At 68.4% G+C, this 15,666-nt stretch carries 17 protein-coding genes; 6 read left to right on the top strand and 11 right to left on the bottom strand.

The window, feature by feature from the left end:
- The first annotated feature begins 41 nt into the window (after positions 1–41).
- Positions 42–1,034, top strand: coding sequence for an ABC transporter substrate-binding protein (locus ACIPVN_RS12085; RefSeq protein WP_400443016.1), 993 nt, complete (start codon positions 42–44; stop codon positions 1,032–1,034).
- A 291-nt stretch (positions 1,035–1,325) separates the two neighbouring features.
- Here the strand turns inward: ACIPVN_RS12085 and ACIPVN_RS12090 are convergent, their stop codons facing one another.
- The 9 genes from ACIPVN_RS12090 to ACIPVN_RS12130 all read right to left on the bottom strand — a co-directional run bounded on the left by ACIPVN_RS12090 (position 1,326) and on the right by ACIPVN_RS12130 (position 9,396).
- The gene (locus ACIPVN_RS12090) at positions 1,326–1,637 is read right to left on the bottom strand and encodes a putative quinol monooxygenase (RefSeq protein WP_400443018.1); all 312 of its coding nucleotides are present in this window, start codon (positions 1,635–1,637) and stop codon (positions 1,326–1,328) included.
- A 24-nt stretch (positions 1,638–1,661) separates the two neighbouring features.
- Positions 1,662–2,720 (bottom strand): phosphotriesterase, encoded by a 1,059-nt coding sequence (locus ACIPVN_RS12095; protein WP_400443020.1) that lies wholly within the window; start codon positions 2,718–2,720, stop codon positions 1,662–1,664.
- Complete coding sequence (locus tag ACIPVN_RS12100) at positions 2,717–3,679, bottom strand: shikimate dehydrogenase family protein (RefSeq protein ID WP_400443022.1); 963 nt, start codon at positions 3,677–3,679, stop codon at positions 2,717–2,719. Before ACIPVN_RS12100 ends, ACIPVN_RS12095 begins: the two co-directional genes overlap by 4 nt.
- 9 nt (positions 3,680–3,688) lie before the next feature.
- A complete protein-coding gene (locus tag ACIPVN_RS12105; RefSeq protein ID WP_400443023.1) occupies positions 3,689–4,642 on the bottom strand; it encodes a phosphoglycerate dehydrogenase in 954 nt (317 codons plus the stop codon).
- On the bottom strand, positions 4,642–6,147 hold the full coding sequence (gene xylB, locus ACIPVN_RS12110) for a xylulokinase (RefSeq protein WP_400443025.1): 1,506 nt from the start codon (positions 6,145–6,147) through the stop codon (positions 4,642–4,644). Before xylB ends, ACIPVN_RS12105 begins: the two co-directional genes overlap by 1 nt.
- 7 nt (positions 6,148–6,154) lie before the next feature.
- Positions 6,155–6,739 carry a glucose-6-phosphate isomerase family protein gene (locus tag ACIPVN_RS12115; RefSeq protein ID WP_400443027.1) on the bottom strand — a complete coding sequence of 195 codons (585 nt, stop codon included), beginning with the start codon at positions 6,737–6,739 and terminating at the stop codon, positions 6,155–6,157.
- A gap of 288 nt (positions 6,740–7,027) precedes the next feature.
- Positions 7,028–7,696 (bottom strand): MAE_28990/MAE_18760 family HEPN-like nuclease, encoded by a 669-nt coding sequence (locus tag ACIPVN_RS12120; RefSeq protein WP_400443029.1) that lies wholly within the window; start codon positions 7,694–7,696, stop codon positions 7,028–7,030.
- Positions 7,693–8,760, bottom strand: a complete 1,068-nt coding sequence (locus tag ACIPVN_RS12125; RefSeq protein ID WP_400443030.1) for a DUF262 domain-containing protein — start codon at positions 8,758–8,760, stop codon at positions 7,693–7,695. The genes ACIPVN_RS12120 and ACIPVN_RS12125 overlap by 4 nt, the downstream gene beginning before the upstream one ends.
- A 102-nt stretch (positions 8,761–8,862) precedes the next feature.
- Positions 8,863–9,396, bottom strand: coding sequence for a CGNR zinc finger domain-containing protein (locus ACIPVN_RS12130; RefSeq protein ID WP_400443032.1), 534 nt, complete (start codon positions 9,394–9,396; stop codon positions 8,863–8,865).
- Positions 9,397–9,444: 48 nt separating this feature from the next.
- Between ACIPVN_RS12130 and ACIPVN_RS12135 the strand changes: the two genes are divergently transcribed.
- The 5 genes from ACIPVN_RS12135 to ACIPVN_RS12155 all read left to right on the top strand — a co-directional run bounded on the left by ACIPVN_RS12135 (position 9,445) and on the right by ACIPVN_RS12155 (position 14,770).
- Entirely contained in the window at positions 9,445–10,401 is a 957-nt protein-coding gene (locus ACIPVN_RS12135) for an EamA family transporter (RefSeq protein WP_400443034.1), read from the top strand.
- Between the two features lie 121 nt (positions 10,402–10,522).
- Complete coding sequence (locus ACIPVN_RS12140) at positions 10,523–11,209, top strand: GntR family transcriptional regulator (RefSeq protein WP_400443035.1); 687 nt, start codon at positions 10,523–10,525, stop codon at positions 11,207–11,209.
- Positions 11,206–12,732: an MmgE/PrpD family protein gene (locus ACIPVN_RS12145; protein WP_400443036.1), complete on the top strand. Its 1,527-nt coding sequence runs from the start codon at positions 11,206–11,208 to the stop codon at positions 12,730–12,732. The genes ACIPVN_RS12140 and ACIPVN_RS12145 overlap by 4 nt, the downstream gene beginning before the upstream one ends.
- Entirely contained in the window at positions 12,732–13,634 is a 903-nt protein-coding gene (gene prpB, locus ACIPVN_RS12150; protein WP_400443037.1) for a methylisocitrate lyase, read from the top strand. The genes ACIPVN_RS12145 and prpB overlap by 1 nt, the downstream gene beginning before the upstream one ends.
- 2 nt (positions 13,635–13,636) lie before the next feature.
- A complete protein-coding gene (locus tag ACIPVN_RS12155) occupies positions 13,637–14,770 on the top strand; it encodes a bifunctional 2-methylcitrate synthase/citrate synthase (protein ID WP_400443038.1) in 1,134 nt (377 codons plus the stop codon).
- Between the two features lie 135 nt (positions 14,771–14,905).
- Here the strand turns inward: ACIPVN_RS12155 and ACIPVN_RS12160 are convergent, their stop codons facing one another.
- Positions 14,906–15,214, bottom strand: a complete 309-nt coding sequence (locus tag ACIPVN_RS12160) for a pore-forming ESAT-6 family protein (RefSeq protein WP_247624473.1) — start codon at positions 15,212–15,214, stop codon at positions 14,906–14,908.
- A 17-nt stretch (positions 15,215–15,231) separates the two neighbouring features.
- Positions 15,232–15,567, bottom strand: coding sequence for a hypothetical protein (locus tag ACIPVN_RS12165; protein WP_247624474.1), 336 nt, complete (start codon positions 15,565–15,567; stop codon positions 15,232–15,234).
- Positions 15,568–15,666: the final 99 nt, after the last annotated feature.

Below are 15,666 nucleotides of genomic sequence, written 5' to 3' on the forward strand. Positions count from 1 at the left end.
TCCGGCCCTCGGCCGGCACACACACAAACAACGGAGTTTCCATGAAGTTCGGAAAGAAGGCCGCGTTCGCGGCTCTGATCGCCTCGGCGGCGATCGTCGTGGCAGGCTGCTCGAGCAACGCGGGCGGCGGCGACGCCGGTGGCGACGCCGGCAGTGGTGACGAGATGTACATCGCGCTCGTCTCGAAGGGCTTCCAGCACCAGTTCTGGCAGGCCGTCAAGAAGGGTGCCGAGGAGAAGGCCGCCGAGCTCGGCGTCACGATCACCTTCGAGGGCCCCGCAGCCGAGACCGAGGTCGACGCGCAGCTGCAGATGCTGCAGACCGCCATCGACAAGACGCCGGATGCCATCGCGTACGCCGCGCTCGACCCCGAGGCCTGCGTCCCGTACCTCGACAAGGCCAAGGCCGCCGACATCCCCGTCGTCTACTTCGACGCACCGTGCGACGGTGACGTGGGTCTGAGCCTCGCCGCCACCGACAGCAAGGTCGCCGGAGCCCTGGCAGCCGAGCACATGGCCGAACTCATCGGTGGCGAGGGCGAGGTCGCCATCGTCGGCCACTCGCAGATCAACTCGACCGGTGTCGAGCGTCGTGACGGCTTCGTCGACAAGATCGAGGCGGACTACCCCGACATCGAGATCGTCGACATCCAGTACGGCGACGGCGACCACCTGAAGTCGGCCGACATCGCCAAGGCCATGATCGCCGCGCACCCCGACCTCAAGGGCATCTACGGCACCAACGAGGGATCGGCGATCGGCGTCGTCAATGCGGTCAACGAGCTCGGCCTCGAGAAGGGCAAGCTCACCATCATCGGATTCGACTCCGGTGCGGCGCAGATCAACGCGATCAAGGACGGCACGATGGCCGGCGCCATCACGCAGGACCCGATCGGCATCGGCGCGCAGGTCGTGCAGGCCGCGTACGACGCCGCCAACGGCGACGCGGTCGACGAGTTCTACGACACGGGTTCGTACTGGTACGACAAGACGAACCTCGAGGACGACAAGATCGCCGCGGTTCTCTACCAGTGATCTGATCTCCGGATCGAGAGGCCCCTCGCCTTCGGGTGGGGGGCCTCTTCGTGTCTCGGGACGGGACGCTTCGACGGGCTCAGCGACCCAGATACGGGGTCCCTGAGAACCCAGAAACTGGGTCCCTGAGCTTGTCGAAGGGCCCCGGCCCAGGCAACTGGGTCCCTGAGCCTGTCGAAGGGCCCACTCCGAGAAACTCCCGGGCGCAACGGAAAGGCCCGGTATCCGAGGGGGACACACCGGGCCTTTCCCAACCGGAGAGAGGGGGGGATCCTCCGGTTGCATCCGCCGTCAGAGACGGCGGAGGAATGTGAGCTGCGAAGAGGGCTCCACGATCAGTTGCTGCAGAGCCTCATTGAACGGGCCTCCGGCCGGAGCCGAGAGGTGCGCCTGGAACGCTGCGTCATCGCGATAGACCTCGTACACGAAGAAGCGATCGGGATCGTCGACGAGTCGCATGGCATCGAAGACCACGTTACCTGTTTCTGCTTGTACTTCCACAGAGAACTCGCGCAGAAGTTCGGCGACGCGATCGCCTTCGCCGGGGCGGGCCGTGAAGGTGGCGTGCAGGATGGTGGGGTCGGATGCGGATGCTTCGGACAACGGTGTCTCCAGAGGTCGGTCGGTTCAGCGCGAGAGTGCGAGCAGGCGGGCGGGGTTGGCGATGAGCATCCGATCCACGGCCTCGTCTCCGATGAGGCGGCGCAGACGCGGCACGTAGCGCTCGCCGAGATAGGCGAGGCCGGGCATCCCGCCGTAGGCGAGGTAGCGGGTGCGGCGCGCGACGTCGCCGCCGAGCAGCACCCGGTCGCCGACGCCGCGCTCGACGACCGCGGCGGTGAGCGCGAGCAGCTCGGCATCCGATCGGGTGCGCGGCCGGGCCATGCCGTCGTAGCCCAGGTAAGCGCCGCGCTCGGCGAGCGAGGCGTGCAGGCCCGGGTCGGGGTCGCGGTCGGCGTGGGCGAGCACGATGCGATCGGATGCCGCGCCTGCGGCTGCGAGCAGGTCGAGCACCTCGTGCGCCGCCGTGCAGAACTCGAGGTGCACCATGATCGGCGCCCCGGTCTCGCGATGCGCGGCTGCGAGCGCGTCGAGGGTGGTGCGTTCGAAGTCGCTGATGCGCCAGTAGTCGATGCCGCCCTTGAGGAGTCCGGCGCGCACCGGGGCGCCGTTCGGTCCGACGGCTAGTGCTCCGGCCCTTGACTCGCCTGCACAATTTCGGAGTTCCGGGTCGACGCGCCGGGGGCCGAGAGGCGCAGCGCGGCGTGTCGCTTCGGATCTCCGAAGTTGTGCGGCGTCGAAGGTGACCTCTGCGTCGTCGACCGGCATCCCGTCGACGATGTCGCGCACGAACAGCGCGGTCAGGGCGTCGACGTCCCAGGTGCGGATGGGATGCCCCGGCGCGTAGTGCGCCTCGCGGTGACGCCCGGTCGTGGCGACGATGTGCAATCCGGTCGCGGCACCGATGCGCGCGACGGCCTCGGGGTCGCGTCCGATCCCGAACGGGGTCGCGTCGACCATCGCGGCGAACCCGCTGTCGCGCAGGCCTTCGGCTTCGGCGCCCGAGAGCGCCTCGTCGTCGAGCTCGTCGCCGGGTAGCAGCGGACTCACCTGGAACAGGTGCTCGTGGTAGTTCGTCGCCCCGAGCTGCGCCGGGTCGATGTCGCCGAGGACCGTGCGGATCATCGGCGCGCGAACTCCGCTGCCTCGGCGAGTCGCTCGACGATCTCGGGCGTCAGGTCGAGCTCGAAGACGTCGGCGACGACCTGCGACCACCCGTGGATGAAGTAGCGCCAGCCGTCGACGACGACGAGCGACCGCGCCCGCTCCTGCGCACGGGCCTGGTGCAGGAACTCGAGCGAGCCGCGGTAGTTGAACTCCCACACGTAGGCGCCTTCGGGAAAGGCGACGTCGTCGGGCAGGGGAGAGCCGGGGCGGTCCTTGCCGAGTCCGGTGGCGTTCACGATCACGGAGCCCGCCGGTGCCCCAGCCACCAGGGCGGCCGCCTCCTGCGGGGTGTCGGTGCGCACGTAGCGGATGAGGTGCTCGGGGGTGCCGTGCTGCGTGTGGACGCCGCGCAGATGTTCCAGCGCCTCGTCGGTGCGGGCCGTCACGGTCACGCGGGTCGGGGCATCCGCCCGTTCGGCGAGCGCCCAGCTCAGCGCCGTGCCCGACCCGCCGGCGCCGAGGATCACGACCTCGGCTCCCGTGCGGGCGAAGTGGTCGGCGGGCAGGAAGTCGTTCAGGGCGAGGTCGACGGTGATGGGGTCCTTGGCGCGTCCGATGAGGCGGTCGCCCCGCTTCGAGATGCTCGAGATCTCGCTGCACGAGACCGCGAAGGGGTCGAGCTCGTCGAAGAGATCGGATGCCGCGGCGTACACGTTCATCTTGTGGGTCGTGACGAGGGCGCCCCGGTGGTTCGGGTCGTCGCGGATCTGCTCGACCATCGCGACGTACTGGGCGGGCGTGGCATCGATGGGGAGGTCGTGCCCGACCAGCTCTCGGGTCGGCAATCCGAGCACGTCGGCCCACCGGGGGAAGACCTGCATGATCGACGACGAGCCGGTGCTCACGCCGACGAAGCCCATGTATCCCGCTGCAGTGCCGGCGTCGACCGGGCGGGAGGTGGGGAGGGGAGTGGTCATCGGGTTCTCCTACGGAACTGTCACGGGGAAGCGGGGTTCGGCGCCCTTCAGCACGGCGATCACGTCGTCGAGTGAGAGGGAGCCCATGTTGTCGACGGCCTGGGTCGTCTGGGCGCCGAGATGCGGGGTGATGATCACCCGATCGGCGAGGGCGTCGGCGAGCAGCGGGCTGTTCTTCGCGGCGGTGTCGCCGTCGAGGGTGTCGGCCGCGTAGCCGGCGAGAAGGCCGTCGTGCAGAGCATCGGCGACCGCGGCCTCGTCGATCAGGTCGCCGCGGGCGGTGTTGACGATGATGCTGCCGCGACGCATGCGGGCGAGTCGGCCGGCATCGACGAGCAGCTGTCCGCCCGGCGCGTGCAGCGAGATCAGGTCGGCCGTCTCGAACAGTTCGTCGAGGCCCGTGGGCACGGCGCCCGCGGCGCGCACGACCTCGGCGGCGAGGAACGGATCGGCGGCGAGGATGCGGCATCCGAAGCCGCTCAGTCGCCTCGCGACCCCGTGGCCGATGCGGCCGAAGCCCACGATCCCGACGGTCGCCGCTCCCAGCTCACGGCCCCGGCGCACTCCCCAGTCGCCCGCCCGCACCCGGCGATCGCCGTCGGGCACGAACCGCAGGACGGCGAGCATCAGGCCGACCGCGTGATCGGCGACGGCATCCGCGTTCGCACCCGGAGTGTTCGACACCGGGATGCCGCGGCTCCGGGCCGCGGCCAGATCGACCGCCTCGGTGCCGACGCCGTACCGCGCGATGACCTTGAGCCTCGGCGCCGCGGCGAGGTGCGCGTCGGTGATGGGGCCGGTGCCGGCGATCCAGGCATCCGCTCCGTGCAGCAGCACGCGCAGCTCGTCGAGGTCGTGGTGCGCGGGGCCGCGGAGGATGCGGTGCCCCGCGATCGCCGCCCGCTCGACGAGGTCGAGGTCGCCGTCGGAGAACGAGCGGCTGGTGACGAGGATGACGCCCATCAGTCCGCCGCTTCGACGCTCGGTCGCCCGGCGAACCAGGGGGCGAGGGCCGTGTACGCCTCGGTGAAGCGCGCGTGGCGCCGGGCGTACACCGCGTGGCGGGCCGGATCGGGCGTGAACTCGGCGGTGACCTCGCTGAGTGCGCGGGCGGCCGAGAACTCGGCGAGTCCCAGGCCGACGGCGCCGGTGACCGCGGCACCGAGGCTGTTCGCCTCCTCGACGATGGTGCGGCGGCGCACGGGCACGCCCCACACGTCGGCGAGCACCGAGAGGTACACGTCGCTCTGCGCACCGCCGCCGACCGCGTCGATGCGGTCGATCGTGGCGCCCGAGGCGCGGAACGCCTGGATGCAGGTGAGCAGGTTGAACGCCGTGCCCTCGAGCGCCGACCGCACGAGGTGCGCGCGCGTGTGGTGGCGGGCGAGACCCACGAACGCGCCGCGGGCATCCGGATCCCACAGGGGGGAGCGCTCGCCCAGCAGGTAGGGCAGGAAGTAGAGGTCGTCGGTGTCGACGTCGGCGGATGCCTCGGCGGTGAGCCGCCCCGTGTCGGGGTGCGCCGGGTCGGGCGAGAGGGCCTCGGCGATCCACTGGACGGATGCTCCGCCCGCCTGCATCGTGGCGGTGGGCACGAACGACCCCGGCACGACGTTGTCGAACGTGAAGGTGCGCATCGCCGGGTCGTGCAGCGGCGCATCCGCCGCGAACGAGATCCACGACGAGGTGCCGAGGCACACGTAGGCGCCGTCCTCCGGCGCCACGACTCCCGAACCGACCGCCGCGAGCGGGCCGTCGCCGCCGCCCATCACCACGCGCACACCCGTGTGCAGGCCGAGGGCCTCGGCCGCGGCATCCGTCAGCGGTCCCGCGATCGCGGTGGAGTCGAGGATCTCGGGGAACAGCGACGGGTCGAGGCGTGCCGCCTGCAGCACCTCGCTCGACCACGTGCCGGTGCGCTGGTCGTAGGCGTTGGTGCCCGAGGCGTCGGAGCGGTCGGTCGCGAGGCGACCGGTGAGGCGCAGCACGATGAAGTCCTTCGCGATGCAGAACCGGCGCACGCGCGCCCAGACCTCGGGCTCGTTGTCGCGCACCCACATGATCTTCTCGACCGAGTAGGTGGGGTTCAGCCGGTGGCCCAGGATGCCGTACGCGTGCTCGGCGCCGAGCGCCTGCTCGAGCTCGCGCTGCTGCGCGCCCGCGCGGGTGTCGGCCCAGATGATCGCGGGGCGGGCGGGCTCGCCGTCCGCGTCGAGCAGCACGGCGCCCATCATCTGGCCGCCTACGACGAGGCCGGCGACCTCGGTGGGGAGGGTGCTCGTCTTCGCGAGCAGGGTGCGGGTCGCCTCGACGACCGCGTTCCACCAGTCGAGCGGGTTCTGCTCGGCGACACCGCCCGCGGCGAAGTGCGCGGGGTAGGGCACCGTGACCGACGACACCAGGCGCCCGTCGTCGTGGTGCAGCGAAGCCTTGTTCCCCGTGGTGCCGAGGTCGTGCGCGATCAGCATGGTCGGCTCAGCTCGCGGTCGTGTAGGGCCGCAGGTCGGCCGAGCCGCCGGCCCCGCGGTAGGCGCGGGACCCCATGCCGTGCTCGAGCACCCAGCCGTAGTCGTGACCGGCGCCGCCGGGGTAGACCGCGAGGAACGCGTAGGGCTCGTCGCCGGTGTTGATCGAGCGGTGGGCCCAGCCCGGCGGGATGTACCCGATGGTGCCGGGCAGCATGTCGAGCCATTCGGTGCGCCCGCCGTCGAACATGAGCAGGCCGCCGCGGCCCTTCAGTGCGAGGTAGATCTCGCCCTGGTGGTTCGGGTGCTGGTGCCCCTTGGTCATCCAGAGCTCGCCGGAGGTGTCACCGGGCATGATCGTGGTGATCGATTGCGGCAGCTCTCGGTCGATTTCGGGTACGGGCGAGCTGACGACGGTGTAGACGACGGGGTCGTCGCCGTCGGCTGCGGTCTTCCAGGCGTCGTGATCGAGGAAGAGGCCCTCGAGGTCCGACATCCGCCGGGTGAGAGTGGGGCCCTCGGGCGTGAGGGTCAGCTTCTCGGCGTCGAAGGCGATCGCCATCGGCTGGATCGGCGGGGTGTGGAAGGTGGGCATCGGTGCTCCTCGTCGCGCAGCGTCATTGCTGGTCGGGCATCGCGCCACAACCTGTCATTACAGGTGAGCATACCTGTTACTACAGGTTGTCGTCTACCTGCATCTGCGCGGGTTCGTGCGCGCAGGTGCGCACTCCCCTCTACCCGCTCGATTCGAAACTCCGGCGGCTACACCGCCTGCCTGGCGCGGTACGCGCCTACCGCGTTGCACCGTGCTGCGGGTTGACCTGAGTTCGCGGCGATGCGTGGCGCTCGTGGCCACCCAGTCTGCAATCGGGCGCACTTAGATTTACCGCGGGATGCGAAAGAAGTCCCGGGAACTCGCACATTTCTCGACATGCTGGAGAAAGGCGTCCCAGTCGGTGTGCCAATTCGAGACCAGTGACCGCAAGTCGCCCTCGCTATACTCGCGGCCGACATCCTGTGGCGTGAGTGCGCCGTGGGCGATCTTGTTACGTTGTGTGACAACGGCGTCGATGCTGTTCCAGATTCCTTTTAGTAGCCGTCCCGGTGGGCCGATTTGAAAGGTCTGCGCCCAGAGCTTGACCTGGGACTGTTTCATGAATGACCCATCATCGGGGAAGTCGTCGGGATTGATTGTTGGCAGTCTGTCTCTCCTGTTTAAGACTTCGATGACGGTCGGAATGCCCGCGGCGTAGACCTTTCTCTCGCTGACGTCTCGCAGAGATTTCGCGGCGTCTCGCATCGCGAAAGCGCGTAAACCGGGCTGTAACCGACTGTTGCTGATGCGCATCTGAATAGCTGTCTCAAGGATCGTGCGCGTCAGAGTCTTCAACATATCCTCGTACGCGGCGAAAAGTAGGACAATGGCGAGTCCACGCGCTTCGCGCGAGATTGGGCCAACCGCGGGCGGCTTCGGGTGGGTCTCGTCAATCAGTGAGACCACGACGTCGATGCGTTCTTTTAAAGCCTGTCGGTGGGGGGCGACACTGATCATTTGCCGAGGATAAAGTGATCGCGGGAAATCTCGACCCTGCCCGAGACGCTTGACTTATTGTTCGTGGCCCCAGTCGTCACTTTCTTGATCTCGTCGCTTGTAACCCATGTAACGTCACTCGGAGCGTTAAGCTGTGCATTTTCCTGGAGAGCGAGCGCGGCTCCCACGGCGACACCCTCATAAAGATTTACCGCGGTGGTGCTCTTTCGTGATTTCAGGCCGTCGGGAAAAGCGGATGCGAGATAGGAGAAGGTTTGGTTGAAGGTTTTGCGACGCTTATCGACCTCAGGATTATCTGCTGCCATCGAGCAGAAATCGTTAAGAAAATCCTTAACGGAGTGATCGAACGACTTGTAGTTCTCCAGGAATGCAAAGAATCGCAGCACGTATTCCTGAGCCGTCCCGTCCCGCTGCTGCCCGACAGGAAGCTTGACCACTGTCCTAAAGTTCTCAGACTTTGCCAACTCGTCGAGAAGATCGACAAAGTCTCCCATGTAAACGCATTCGCGAACTTCTTGATCAGTCAGACGGATGCCGCCGGTGTTGAGTCGCTCGAAGAGGTCGAACCTCACCCGGAGATCACTCTTATCGTTTAGGACGATGACTTTAATTGGGCGATCCTCAAGGCCGGTGCGAATGTCGGCAGGAAGTTGCTCGGCTGTCAGACCTTCCAGCAATGATAGTTTTTCGAGTCCTGTCAGCTTGGTGGGCTCGCCCGGCAGGCTCGCAGCCGTACGCGTGTCAGTATCTCCGAGGAAGCTCACGAGGCTCAGAAGGCGCTGCAGTCCATCGACGACTTCCCAGGTCGTTCCCTTCGTCTCGTCAACGTTGGTGGCCATAAACAATGACGGCACCGGGATGCCGAGGAGAAGCGATTCGACGAGTCGAGACTGGCGTTCGACATCCCAGCGAAACTGGCGTTGATACGCCGGCGCGATCTCGATTCGGGACTTCCCTACCCTCCGAACTAGTTCGTCAACGGTCACGTCATATGAGTCGAAATCGACTTTGTGGCGTTGTTCGGCGAGTTGTGCTCTTTGCTTCGCGGGGTCGACCTTTGCCATGCAGCAACAATAGCGTGGAGGGTGCGTCTTGGGTCTAGCTCGCTACGCATATTCGCCACGACGTTGTGAGGATGTCCCGCCGCTGAGATCTAAGACGGGCGGCTACACCGCCTGCCTGGCACGGTAGGCGGCCACCGCATTGCGGTTGGCGCAGGTGGGGGAGCAGTAGCGCTTCGACCGGTTGCGGCTGAGGTCGAGGGCGATCGCCTCGCAGGTCTCGTCGTCGCAGATCGAGAGGCGCGAGCCCTCGTCCTGCCGGATCACGTCGATCAGCGCCATCGCGGTCTCGATCAGCACCCGCTCCGCGAGGGGGCGCTCGTCGCCCACGGCATGCAGGTGCCAGTCGGTGCCCTCGTGGCGCACGAGGTGCGGAGTCAGCTGCACCTCCGAAAGCGCCTCGTTCACGTACGCGGCCATGTCGTCGCGGGGCGCGAGCAGCATCCCCCGCAGGCGCGGGCGGAGGTCGCGGAGCCCGGTCAGCTCCGCCTGGTCGACGTCGAGTCGACCGGTGTAGGGGAACTCCTCGAGAAAGGTCCGCTCGTCGTCGACCGTCTGCAGGGTGTCGGGATGCTCGGCGGAGTTCACGAGCCAGACGGATGCCTGCAGTGCATCCGCCGTGTCATCGGTGAAGATCATGTTGACATCTTACATCCGCCCCGAGTAGCGTCACATGCCATGGGTGCTATGACCTATGACGCACGGACGGCGCGCGGCGTCAAGCTGGGCCTTCCGCTGGCGATCGGCGCTGCTTTCGCGTTCGGCATGTCGGGTGGGTGGGCGCGCGGCCTGATCGATGCCGGGTGGACCCCCGGCGCCGCCGTCACCGCGCGCATCTGGGTCGCCGCGCTCGTGCTGCTGATCCCGACGATCCTCACCCTGCGCGGGCGCTGGCATCTGCTGCGCCGCAACGCCGGAATCATCACCGCTTACGGACTGCTCGCCGTGACGGCGACGCAGCTGTTCTACTTCCAGGCCGTCGCCGTGATGGACGTCGGGCTCGCCCTGCTCATCGAATACACGGCGCCGGTCGCCGTCATCCTCTGGCTCTGGATCCGGCGCGGGGAGAAGCCCCGTCGCCGCAGCATCCTGGGCGCGGTGATCGCCTTCGTCGGCCTGGTGCTGATGCTCGACATCGTCACCGGCGCCGAGGTCAATGTCGCCGGCATCCTCTGGGCGCTCGGCGCGATGGTGGGCGCGGCCACCTACTTCGTGCTCTCGGCGAGGGCCGATACCGGGCTTCCTCCGCTCGCTCTCGCGGGCAGCGGTCTGCTGCTCGGAGCGGTCGGCCTCACGGTCGCCGGAGCCGTCGGCATCCTCCCGATCGCCTGGAGCACCGACGACATCTCCTACCGGTTCGGTACGGTGCCGTGGTTCGTACCGGTTCTCGCGATGGGCGTGCTCGCGACGGCCGTCGCGTACCTGCTGGGCATCGCCTCGACGCGGATGCTCGGGTCTCGGCTCGCCTCGTTCGTCGCTCTCGCCGAGGTCGTCGCCGCCCTGCTGTTCGGCTGGCTGCTGCTCGGGCAGCTCCCCGACCTGTTGCAGGCGCTCGGCGGTGCGCTCGTGCTCGCCGGGGTGGTCGTCGTGAAGCTCGGTGAGCCGGATCCCCCGGAGTTCGTCGAGCCCGAGCCGGCTCCCTGAGCTGCAACCGGGTCCCTGACCCTGTCGAAGGGGCCTACCCCGCGCCCAGTCAATGCATACCGCAAGCCGCTCGTGAAGCTCGCACCTGCGCCAGAACCCGCCTTATGTATACAATCGACCCATGACTCTCTCCGTCGAGCGCACCTCGGCCGGTGATCGCGCGTACGCGGCACTGCTCGACGGCATCCAATCCGGAGTGATCCCCGCCGGCACCGTGCTCGGCGAGGTCGAGCAGGCCGCGCGACTCGGCGTCAGCCGCACGCCGCTGCGCGAAGCGCTGCGCCGCCTCTCCGCCGACGGGCTCGTCGTGCAGCAGTCTCCGCGCGTCACGGTCGTCGCAGACCTCGATGCCGACGACATCCGCGAGCTCTTCGAGATCCGCCGGGCGCTCGAAGAGACCTCGGCCCGCCTCGCCGCCACCCGAGGCGACGCCGCCGTCTTCGCCGCGCTCGCCGAGGAGTTCGCGCACGTCGACCTCACGGCATCCGCAGGCCGTGATGCGTACTACGCGCTCATCGCCCGGTTCGACGCCGCCCTCGACGCGGCCGTCGCCAACGACTACATCGCCAACGCCCTGCGCACCGTGCGCACCCACCTCGTGCGGGTGCGGCGCATGGCCCGTGACAAGCCCGCGCGGCTCGCGGCATCCGCCTCCGAGCACCGCACCATCGCCCAGGCGCTCGCCGCCCGCGACGGCGACCTCGCCGCCCACGCCACGCACGTGCACCTGCACAACGCGCTCACCGGCATCCTCGACTCCCTCCCCGCCGAATCGGCGACAGCCCCCGCGACCGAAGGAAGACCATGACCGTCACCCACCACGTCCGCGTCCACCGCAGCGACGAGAACCTCGCGCGTGAGGATCAGCTCGCCTGGAAGATCGCCGAGGTCGCCGCCGACCCGGTCGAGGTCGAGCAGCCCGTCGTCGACATGATCATCAACCGCATCATCGACAACGCCTCGGTTGCCGCGGCATCCCTCACGCGTGCGCCGATCAACGCGGCGCGCGCGCAGGCGTTCAGTCACCCGGTGTCGACCGGAGGCGTCGGCGCGAACCTCTTCGGCGCGGCCCTCGACCACCGCACCAGTCCCGAGTGGGCGGCCTGGGCGAACGGCGTGGCCGTGCGCGAGCTCGACTACCACGACACCTTCCTCGCCGCAGAGTACTCGCACCCCGGCGACAACATCCCCCCGATCCTCGCGGTCGCCCAGCACACCGGCGCCGACGGGCGGGCGCTGGTGCGCGGCATCGCCACCGGCTACGAGATCCAGATGGATCTCGTGCGCGCGATCTGCCTGCACAGGCACAAGATCGACCACGTCGCCCACCTCGGGCCGTCGGCCGCCGCCGGTATCGGCACCCTCCTGGGCCTCGACGTCGAGACGATCTACCAGGCCGTCGGCCAGGGGCTGCACACCACCACCGCCACCCGCCAGAGCCGCAAGGGCGAGATCTCGACCTGGAAGGCGCACGCCCCGGCCTTCGCGGGCAAGATGGCCGTCGAGGCGGTCGACCGTGCGATGCGAGGACAGACCAGTCCGGCCCCGATCTACGAGGGCGAGGACGGTGTGATCGCGTGGATGCTCGACGGCAAGGATGCCGCGTACGAGGTGCCGCTGCCCGCCGCCGGCGAGGCGAAGCGCGCGATCCTCGACTCCTACACGAAGGAGCACTCGGCCGAGTACCAGGCCCAGGCGTGGATCGACCTCGCCCGCAAACTCGGCGTCGAGAATCCGGCCCTCCGCGACCCGGCGAACATCGAGGCGATCGTGCTGCACACCAGCCACCACACGCACTACGTGATCGGATCGGGAGCGAACGACCCGCAGAAGTACGACCCGACCGCGTCGCGCGAGACGCTCGACCACTCGATCCCGTACATCTTCGCGGTCGCGCTGCAGGACGGCGGCTGGCACCACGTCGACTCCTACGCGCCGTCGCGGGCGGGTCGGGAAGACACCGTCGCGCTGTGGCACAAGATCACCACGGCCGAGGATGCCGAGTGGACTCGCCGCTACCATTCGGAGGACCCCGACGAGAAGGCGTTCGGCGGTCGCGTCGAGATCCGCCTCACCGACGGGTCGACCGTCGTCGACGAGATCGCCGTGGCCGACGCGCACCCGCTCGGTGCCCGCCCCTTCGCCCGCGAGAACTACATCGCCAAGTTCCGTCTGCTCGCCGAGCCCGTGCTCGAGCCCGCCGAGATCGAACGCTTCCTCGAACTCGTGCAGCGCCTGCCCGAACTGACCGCTGCCGAGGTCGGCGAGCTGTCGATCGTCGCGAAGCCCGGCCTGCTCGACGCAGCGCCTGCTCCGAAGGGGTTGTTCTGATGCTGTACTCCACGACCACCGCGGCCGAGAAGCGCCGCGCGCTGCGCGAACGCCTCGCGAGCGGTGAGCTGCTGCGGTTCCCCGGGGCGTTCAACCCGCTCAGCGCTCGCCTGATCGCCGAGAAGGGCTTCGAGGGCGTCTACATCTCGGGCGCCGTGCTCTCGGCCGACCTCGGACTCCCCGACATCGGGCTCACGACGCTCACCGAGGTCGCCGGTCGCGCGAAGCAGATCGCCCGTATGACCGATCTGCCGGCGATCGTCGACGCCGACACGGGGTTCGGCGAGCCGATGAACGTCGCGCGCACGATCCAGGAGCTCGAGGATGCCGGCCTCGCCGGCATGCACATCGAGGACCAGGTGAACCCCAAGCGGTGCGGGCACCTCGACGGCAAGAGCGTCGTCGACGAGAGCACGGCGATCAAGCGGATCCGGGCCGCCGCTGATGCGCGCCGCGACGAGAACTTCCTGCTCATGGCGCGTACCGACATCCGGGCGATCGAGGGGCTGGACGCCGCGATCGACCGCGCGAAGGCGCTGGTGGATGCCGGTGCTGATGCGATCTTCCCCGAGGCGATGCGCGAGCTCTCGGAGTTCGAGGCGATGGCGGACGCGCTCGACGTGCCGATCCTCGCCAACATGACCGAGTTCGGCAAGAGCGAGCTCTTCTCGACGTCTCAGCTGCAGAGCGCGGGCGTCAGCATCGTCATCTGGCCGGTGTCGCTGCTGCGCACCGCGATGGGCGCGGCCGGCCGTGCGCTCGATACGCTGAACTCGGAGGGGCATCTCACGTCGATGCTCGGAGAGATGCAGCACCGCGCCGATCTCTACGAACTCATCGACTACGAGTCGTACAACCATTTCGACTCGGGCGTCTTCAACTTCACCATCACGAAGGAGTGAGTATGACCGAGCCGGACATCAAGAAGGGCCTCGCCGGGGTCGTCGTCGACACGACCTCCATCTCGAAGGTCAACCCCGAGACGAACAGCCTGCTCTACCGCGGATACCCCGTGCAGGAGCTCGCTGCGACGCAGTCGTTCGAGGCCGTGGCGTACCTGCTGTGGCACGGGGAGCTGCCGACGCCGGAGGAACTGGCGGCGTTCCGCGTCGAGGAGCGCCGGCACCGCGCGCTCGCCGACAACGTCAAGGCCGCGATCGACCTCGTGCCACTGGACGCGCACCCGATGGACGAGGTGCGCACGGCGGTCAGCCTGATCGGGGCCTCCGACCCGGGCGCGGGCGGATCGGTGCTGGATGCCGGCGGCAACCCCGAGCAGAACCTCGAGCGCAGCATCCGCCTGTTCGCGGCGCTCCCCGCGATCGTTGCCTACGGCCAGCGCCGCCGTCGCGGGCAGCAACTCATCGCGCCGCGCGACGATCTCGACTACTCGGCCAATTTCCTCTGGATGACGTTCGGCGAAGAGGCGGATGCCGTCGTCGTCGACGCGTTCAACCGGTCGATGATCCTCTATGCCGAGCACTCGTTCAACGCCTCCACCTTCACGGCGCGGGTCATCACGTCGACGCTCAGCGACCTGTACTCGGCCGTCGTCGGGGCGATCGGTGCGCTCAAGGGCCCGCTGCACGGCGGAGCGAACGAAGCCGTGCTGCACGTCTTCGACGAGATCGGGTCGGCGGACGGCGTGAAGGCGTGGCTCGACAAGGCCCTCGCCGAGAAGCGGAAGATCATGGGCTTCGGACACCGCGTGTACAAGAAGGGCGACTCGCGGGTGCCGACCATGAAGGCGGCTCTCGACACGCTCGTCGAGCACTTCGACCGGCCGGAGGTCGCGGCGCTGTACGACGCGCTCGAAACGGAGTTCGTCGCACGCAAGGGCATCTACCCGAACCTCGACTACCCCTCGGGTCCGGCGTACAACCTGATCGGCTTCGACACCCTCACCTTCACGCCGCTCTTCGTCGCGGCGCGGGTGACCGGGTGGACGGCGCACGTGATCGAGCAAGCCGGTGCTAACGCGCTGATCCGGCCGCTGTCGGAGTACGTCGGTCCGGACGAGCGGCACGTCGCGGGCTGATCGCCGGCCGGGCGAACGAGACGCCCTGGGACCCTTCGACGAGCTCAGGGACCCAGGCCGTCTCGACACGGGAGCGCCTGGGCCCTTCGACAAACTCAGGGGCCCAGGCGCTCGTGCGAGTGAGTGCCGGTGGCGTCAGCCGATGTTCTCGACGGCCGCGCGTGCGCGTGCACCCGCCTGCGAGGCGGTGCCGTCGTTGCTCTCCATCGTGCTGCGCAGCAGCGTGATGATGTTGCGCACCTCGTCGGCGGCGTTCTTCCACCGCAGCTCCTTGCCGCGGTACTCCTCGGAGACCCCGTCCGCGGAGTAGTCGGCCATGGCGTTCTGCACGGCCTTGTCGCGGTCGGCGATCAGGCTCTCGAGCAGGCCAGAGACGCGGTTGAACTCCCCCTGCACCTCCTGGGACGCGGCGACGCTGTAGGCGCGGCGATCTTCGTATGCCATCGTCTGTCTCCTTCTTCTCAGCGTGATCCGCCGAAGCGTGCGGCCTCGAAGGACGCACCGCTCTCGGCTCCACGGGTCTGGTCGACCATCTCGGACTCGCCCTCGCGGAACGCGCGGTCCATGCCCGAGATACCCCCGAGCACGGCGGCGAGCGACGAGTTCAGCTCGGCGGCGACCTCGTCGGTGCGGCCCTTGAAGCTGTCGAAAGCGGCCTTCGCGGCACCCGCGTGCACCTGCATCAGCGGGTCGGCCGCGACCACGAGCTGCTTCACGAGTGCCCCGAGGTCGTCGCTGGATCCCGACGTCTGCTTGCCGAGAACGCTGAGCGTCTCGGCCCCCATATCGAACTTCATGCTCCGGTCTTCCTTTCGTCGCCCTCCGTCTCCGCGGTCGCAAAGACGCCATCGCCCCCGATGGGCGAGGAGAGAGTAACAGGGCGGCCTGCGATGATG

This window comes from Microbacterium sp. NPDC090003 (genome assembly GCF_044748385.1).
GTDB lineage: Bacteria > Actinomycetota > Actinomycetes > Actinomycetales > Microbacteriaceae > Microbacterium.

Excerpts from the sequence above, each read along its gene's own strand:
- ACIPVN_RS12085 (WP_400443016.1), top strand. The coding sequence starts at position 42 with ATGAAGTTCGGAAAGAAGGCCGCGTTCGCGGCTCTGATCGCCTCGGCG.
- ACIPVN_RS12095 (WP_400443020.1), bottom strand. The coding sequence starts at position 2,720 with ATGATCCGCACGGTCCTCGGCGACATCGACCCGGCGCAGCTCGGGGCG.
- ACIPVN_RS12100 (WP_400443022.1), bottom strand. The coding sequence starts at position 3,679 with ATGACCACTCCCCTCCCCACCTCCCGCCCGGTCGACGCCGGCACTGCA.
- ACIPVN_RS12105 (WP_400443023.1), bottom strand. The coding sequence starts at position 4,642 with ATGGGCGTCATCCTCGTCACCAGCCGCTCGTTCTCCGACGGCGACCTC.
- xylB (WP_400443025.1), bottom strand. The coding sequence starts at position 6,147 with ATGCTGATCGCGCACGACCTCGGCACCACGGGGAACAAGGCTTCGCTG.
- ACIPVN_RS12115 (WP_400443027.1), bottom strand. The coding sequence starts at position 6,739 with ATGCCCACCTTCCACACCCCGCCGATCCAGCCGATGGCGATCGCCTTC.
- ACIPVN_RS12120 (WP_400443029.1), bottom strand. The coding sequence starts at position 7,696 with ATGATCAGTGTCGCCCCCCACCGACAGGCTTTAAAAGAACGCATCGAC.
- ACIPVN_RS12125 (WP_400443030.1), bottom strand. The coding sequence starts at position 8,760 with ATGGCAAAGGTCGACCCCGCGAAGCAAAGAGCACAACTCGCCGAACAA.
- ACIPVN_RS12130 (WP_400443032.1), bottom strand. The coding sequence starts at position 9,396 with ATGATCTTCACCGATGACACGGCGGATGCACTGCAGGCATCCGTCTGG.
- ACIPVN_RS12135 (WP_400443034.1), top strand. The coding sequence starts at position 9,445 with ATGACCTATGACGCACGGACGGCGCGCGGCGTCAAGCTGGGCCTTCCG.
- ACIPVN_RS12140 (WP_400443035.1), top strand. The coding sequence starts at position 10,523 with ATGACTCTCTCCGTCGAGCGCACCTCGGCCGGTGATCGCGCGTACGCG.
- ACIPVN_RS12145 (WP_400443036.1), top strand. The coding sequence starts at position 11,206 with ATGACCGTCACCCACCACGTCCGCGTCCACCGCAGCGACGAGAACCTC.
- prpB (WP_400443037.1), top strand. The coding sequence starts at position 12,732 with ATGCTGTACTCCACGACCACCGCGGCCGAGAAGCGCCGCGCGCTGCGC.
- ACIPVN_RS12155 (WP_400443038.1), top strand. The coding sequence starts at position 13,637 with ATGACCGAGCCGGACATCAAGAAGGGCCTCGCCGGGGTCGTCGTCGAC.
- ACIPVN_RS12160 (WP_247624473.1), bottom strand. The coding sequence starts at position 15,214 with ATGGCATACGAAGATCGCCGCGCCTACAGCGTCGCCGCGTCCCAGGAG.
- ACIPVN_RS12165 (WP_247624474.1), bottom strand. The coding sequence starts at position 15,567 with ATGAAGTTCGATATGGGGGCCGAGACGCTCAGCGTTCTCGGCAAGCAG.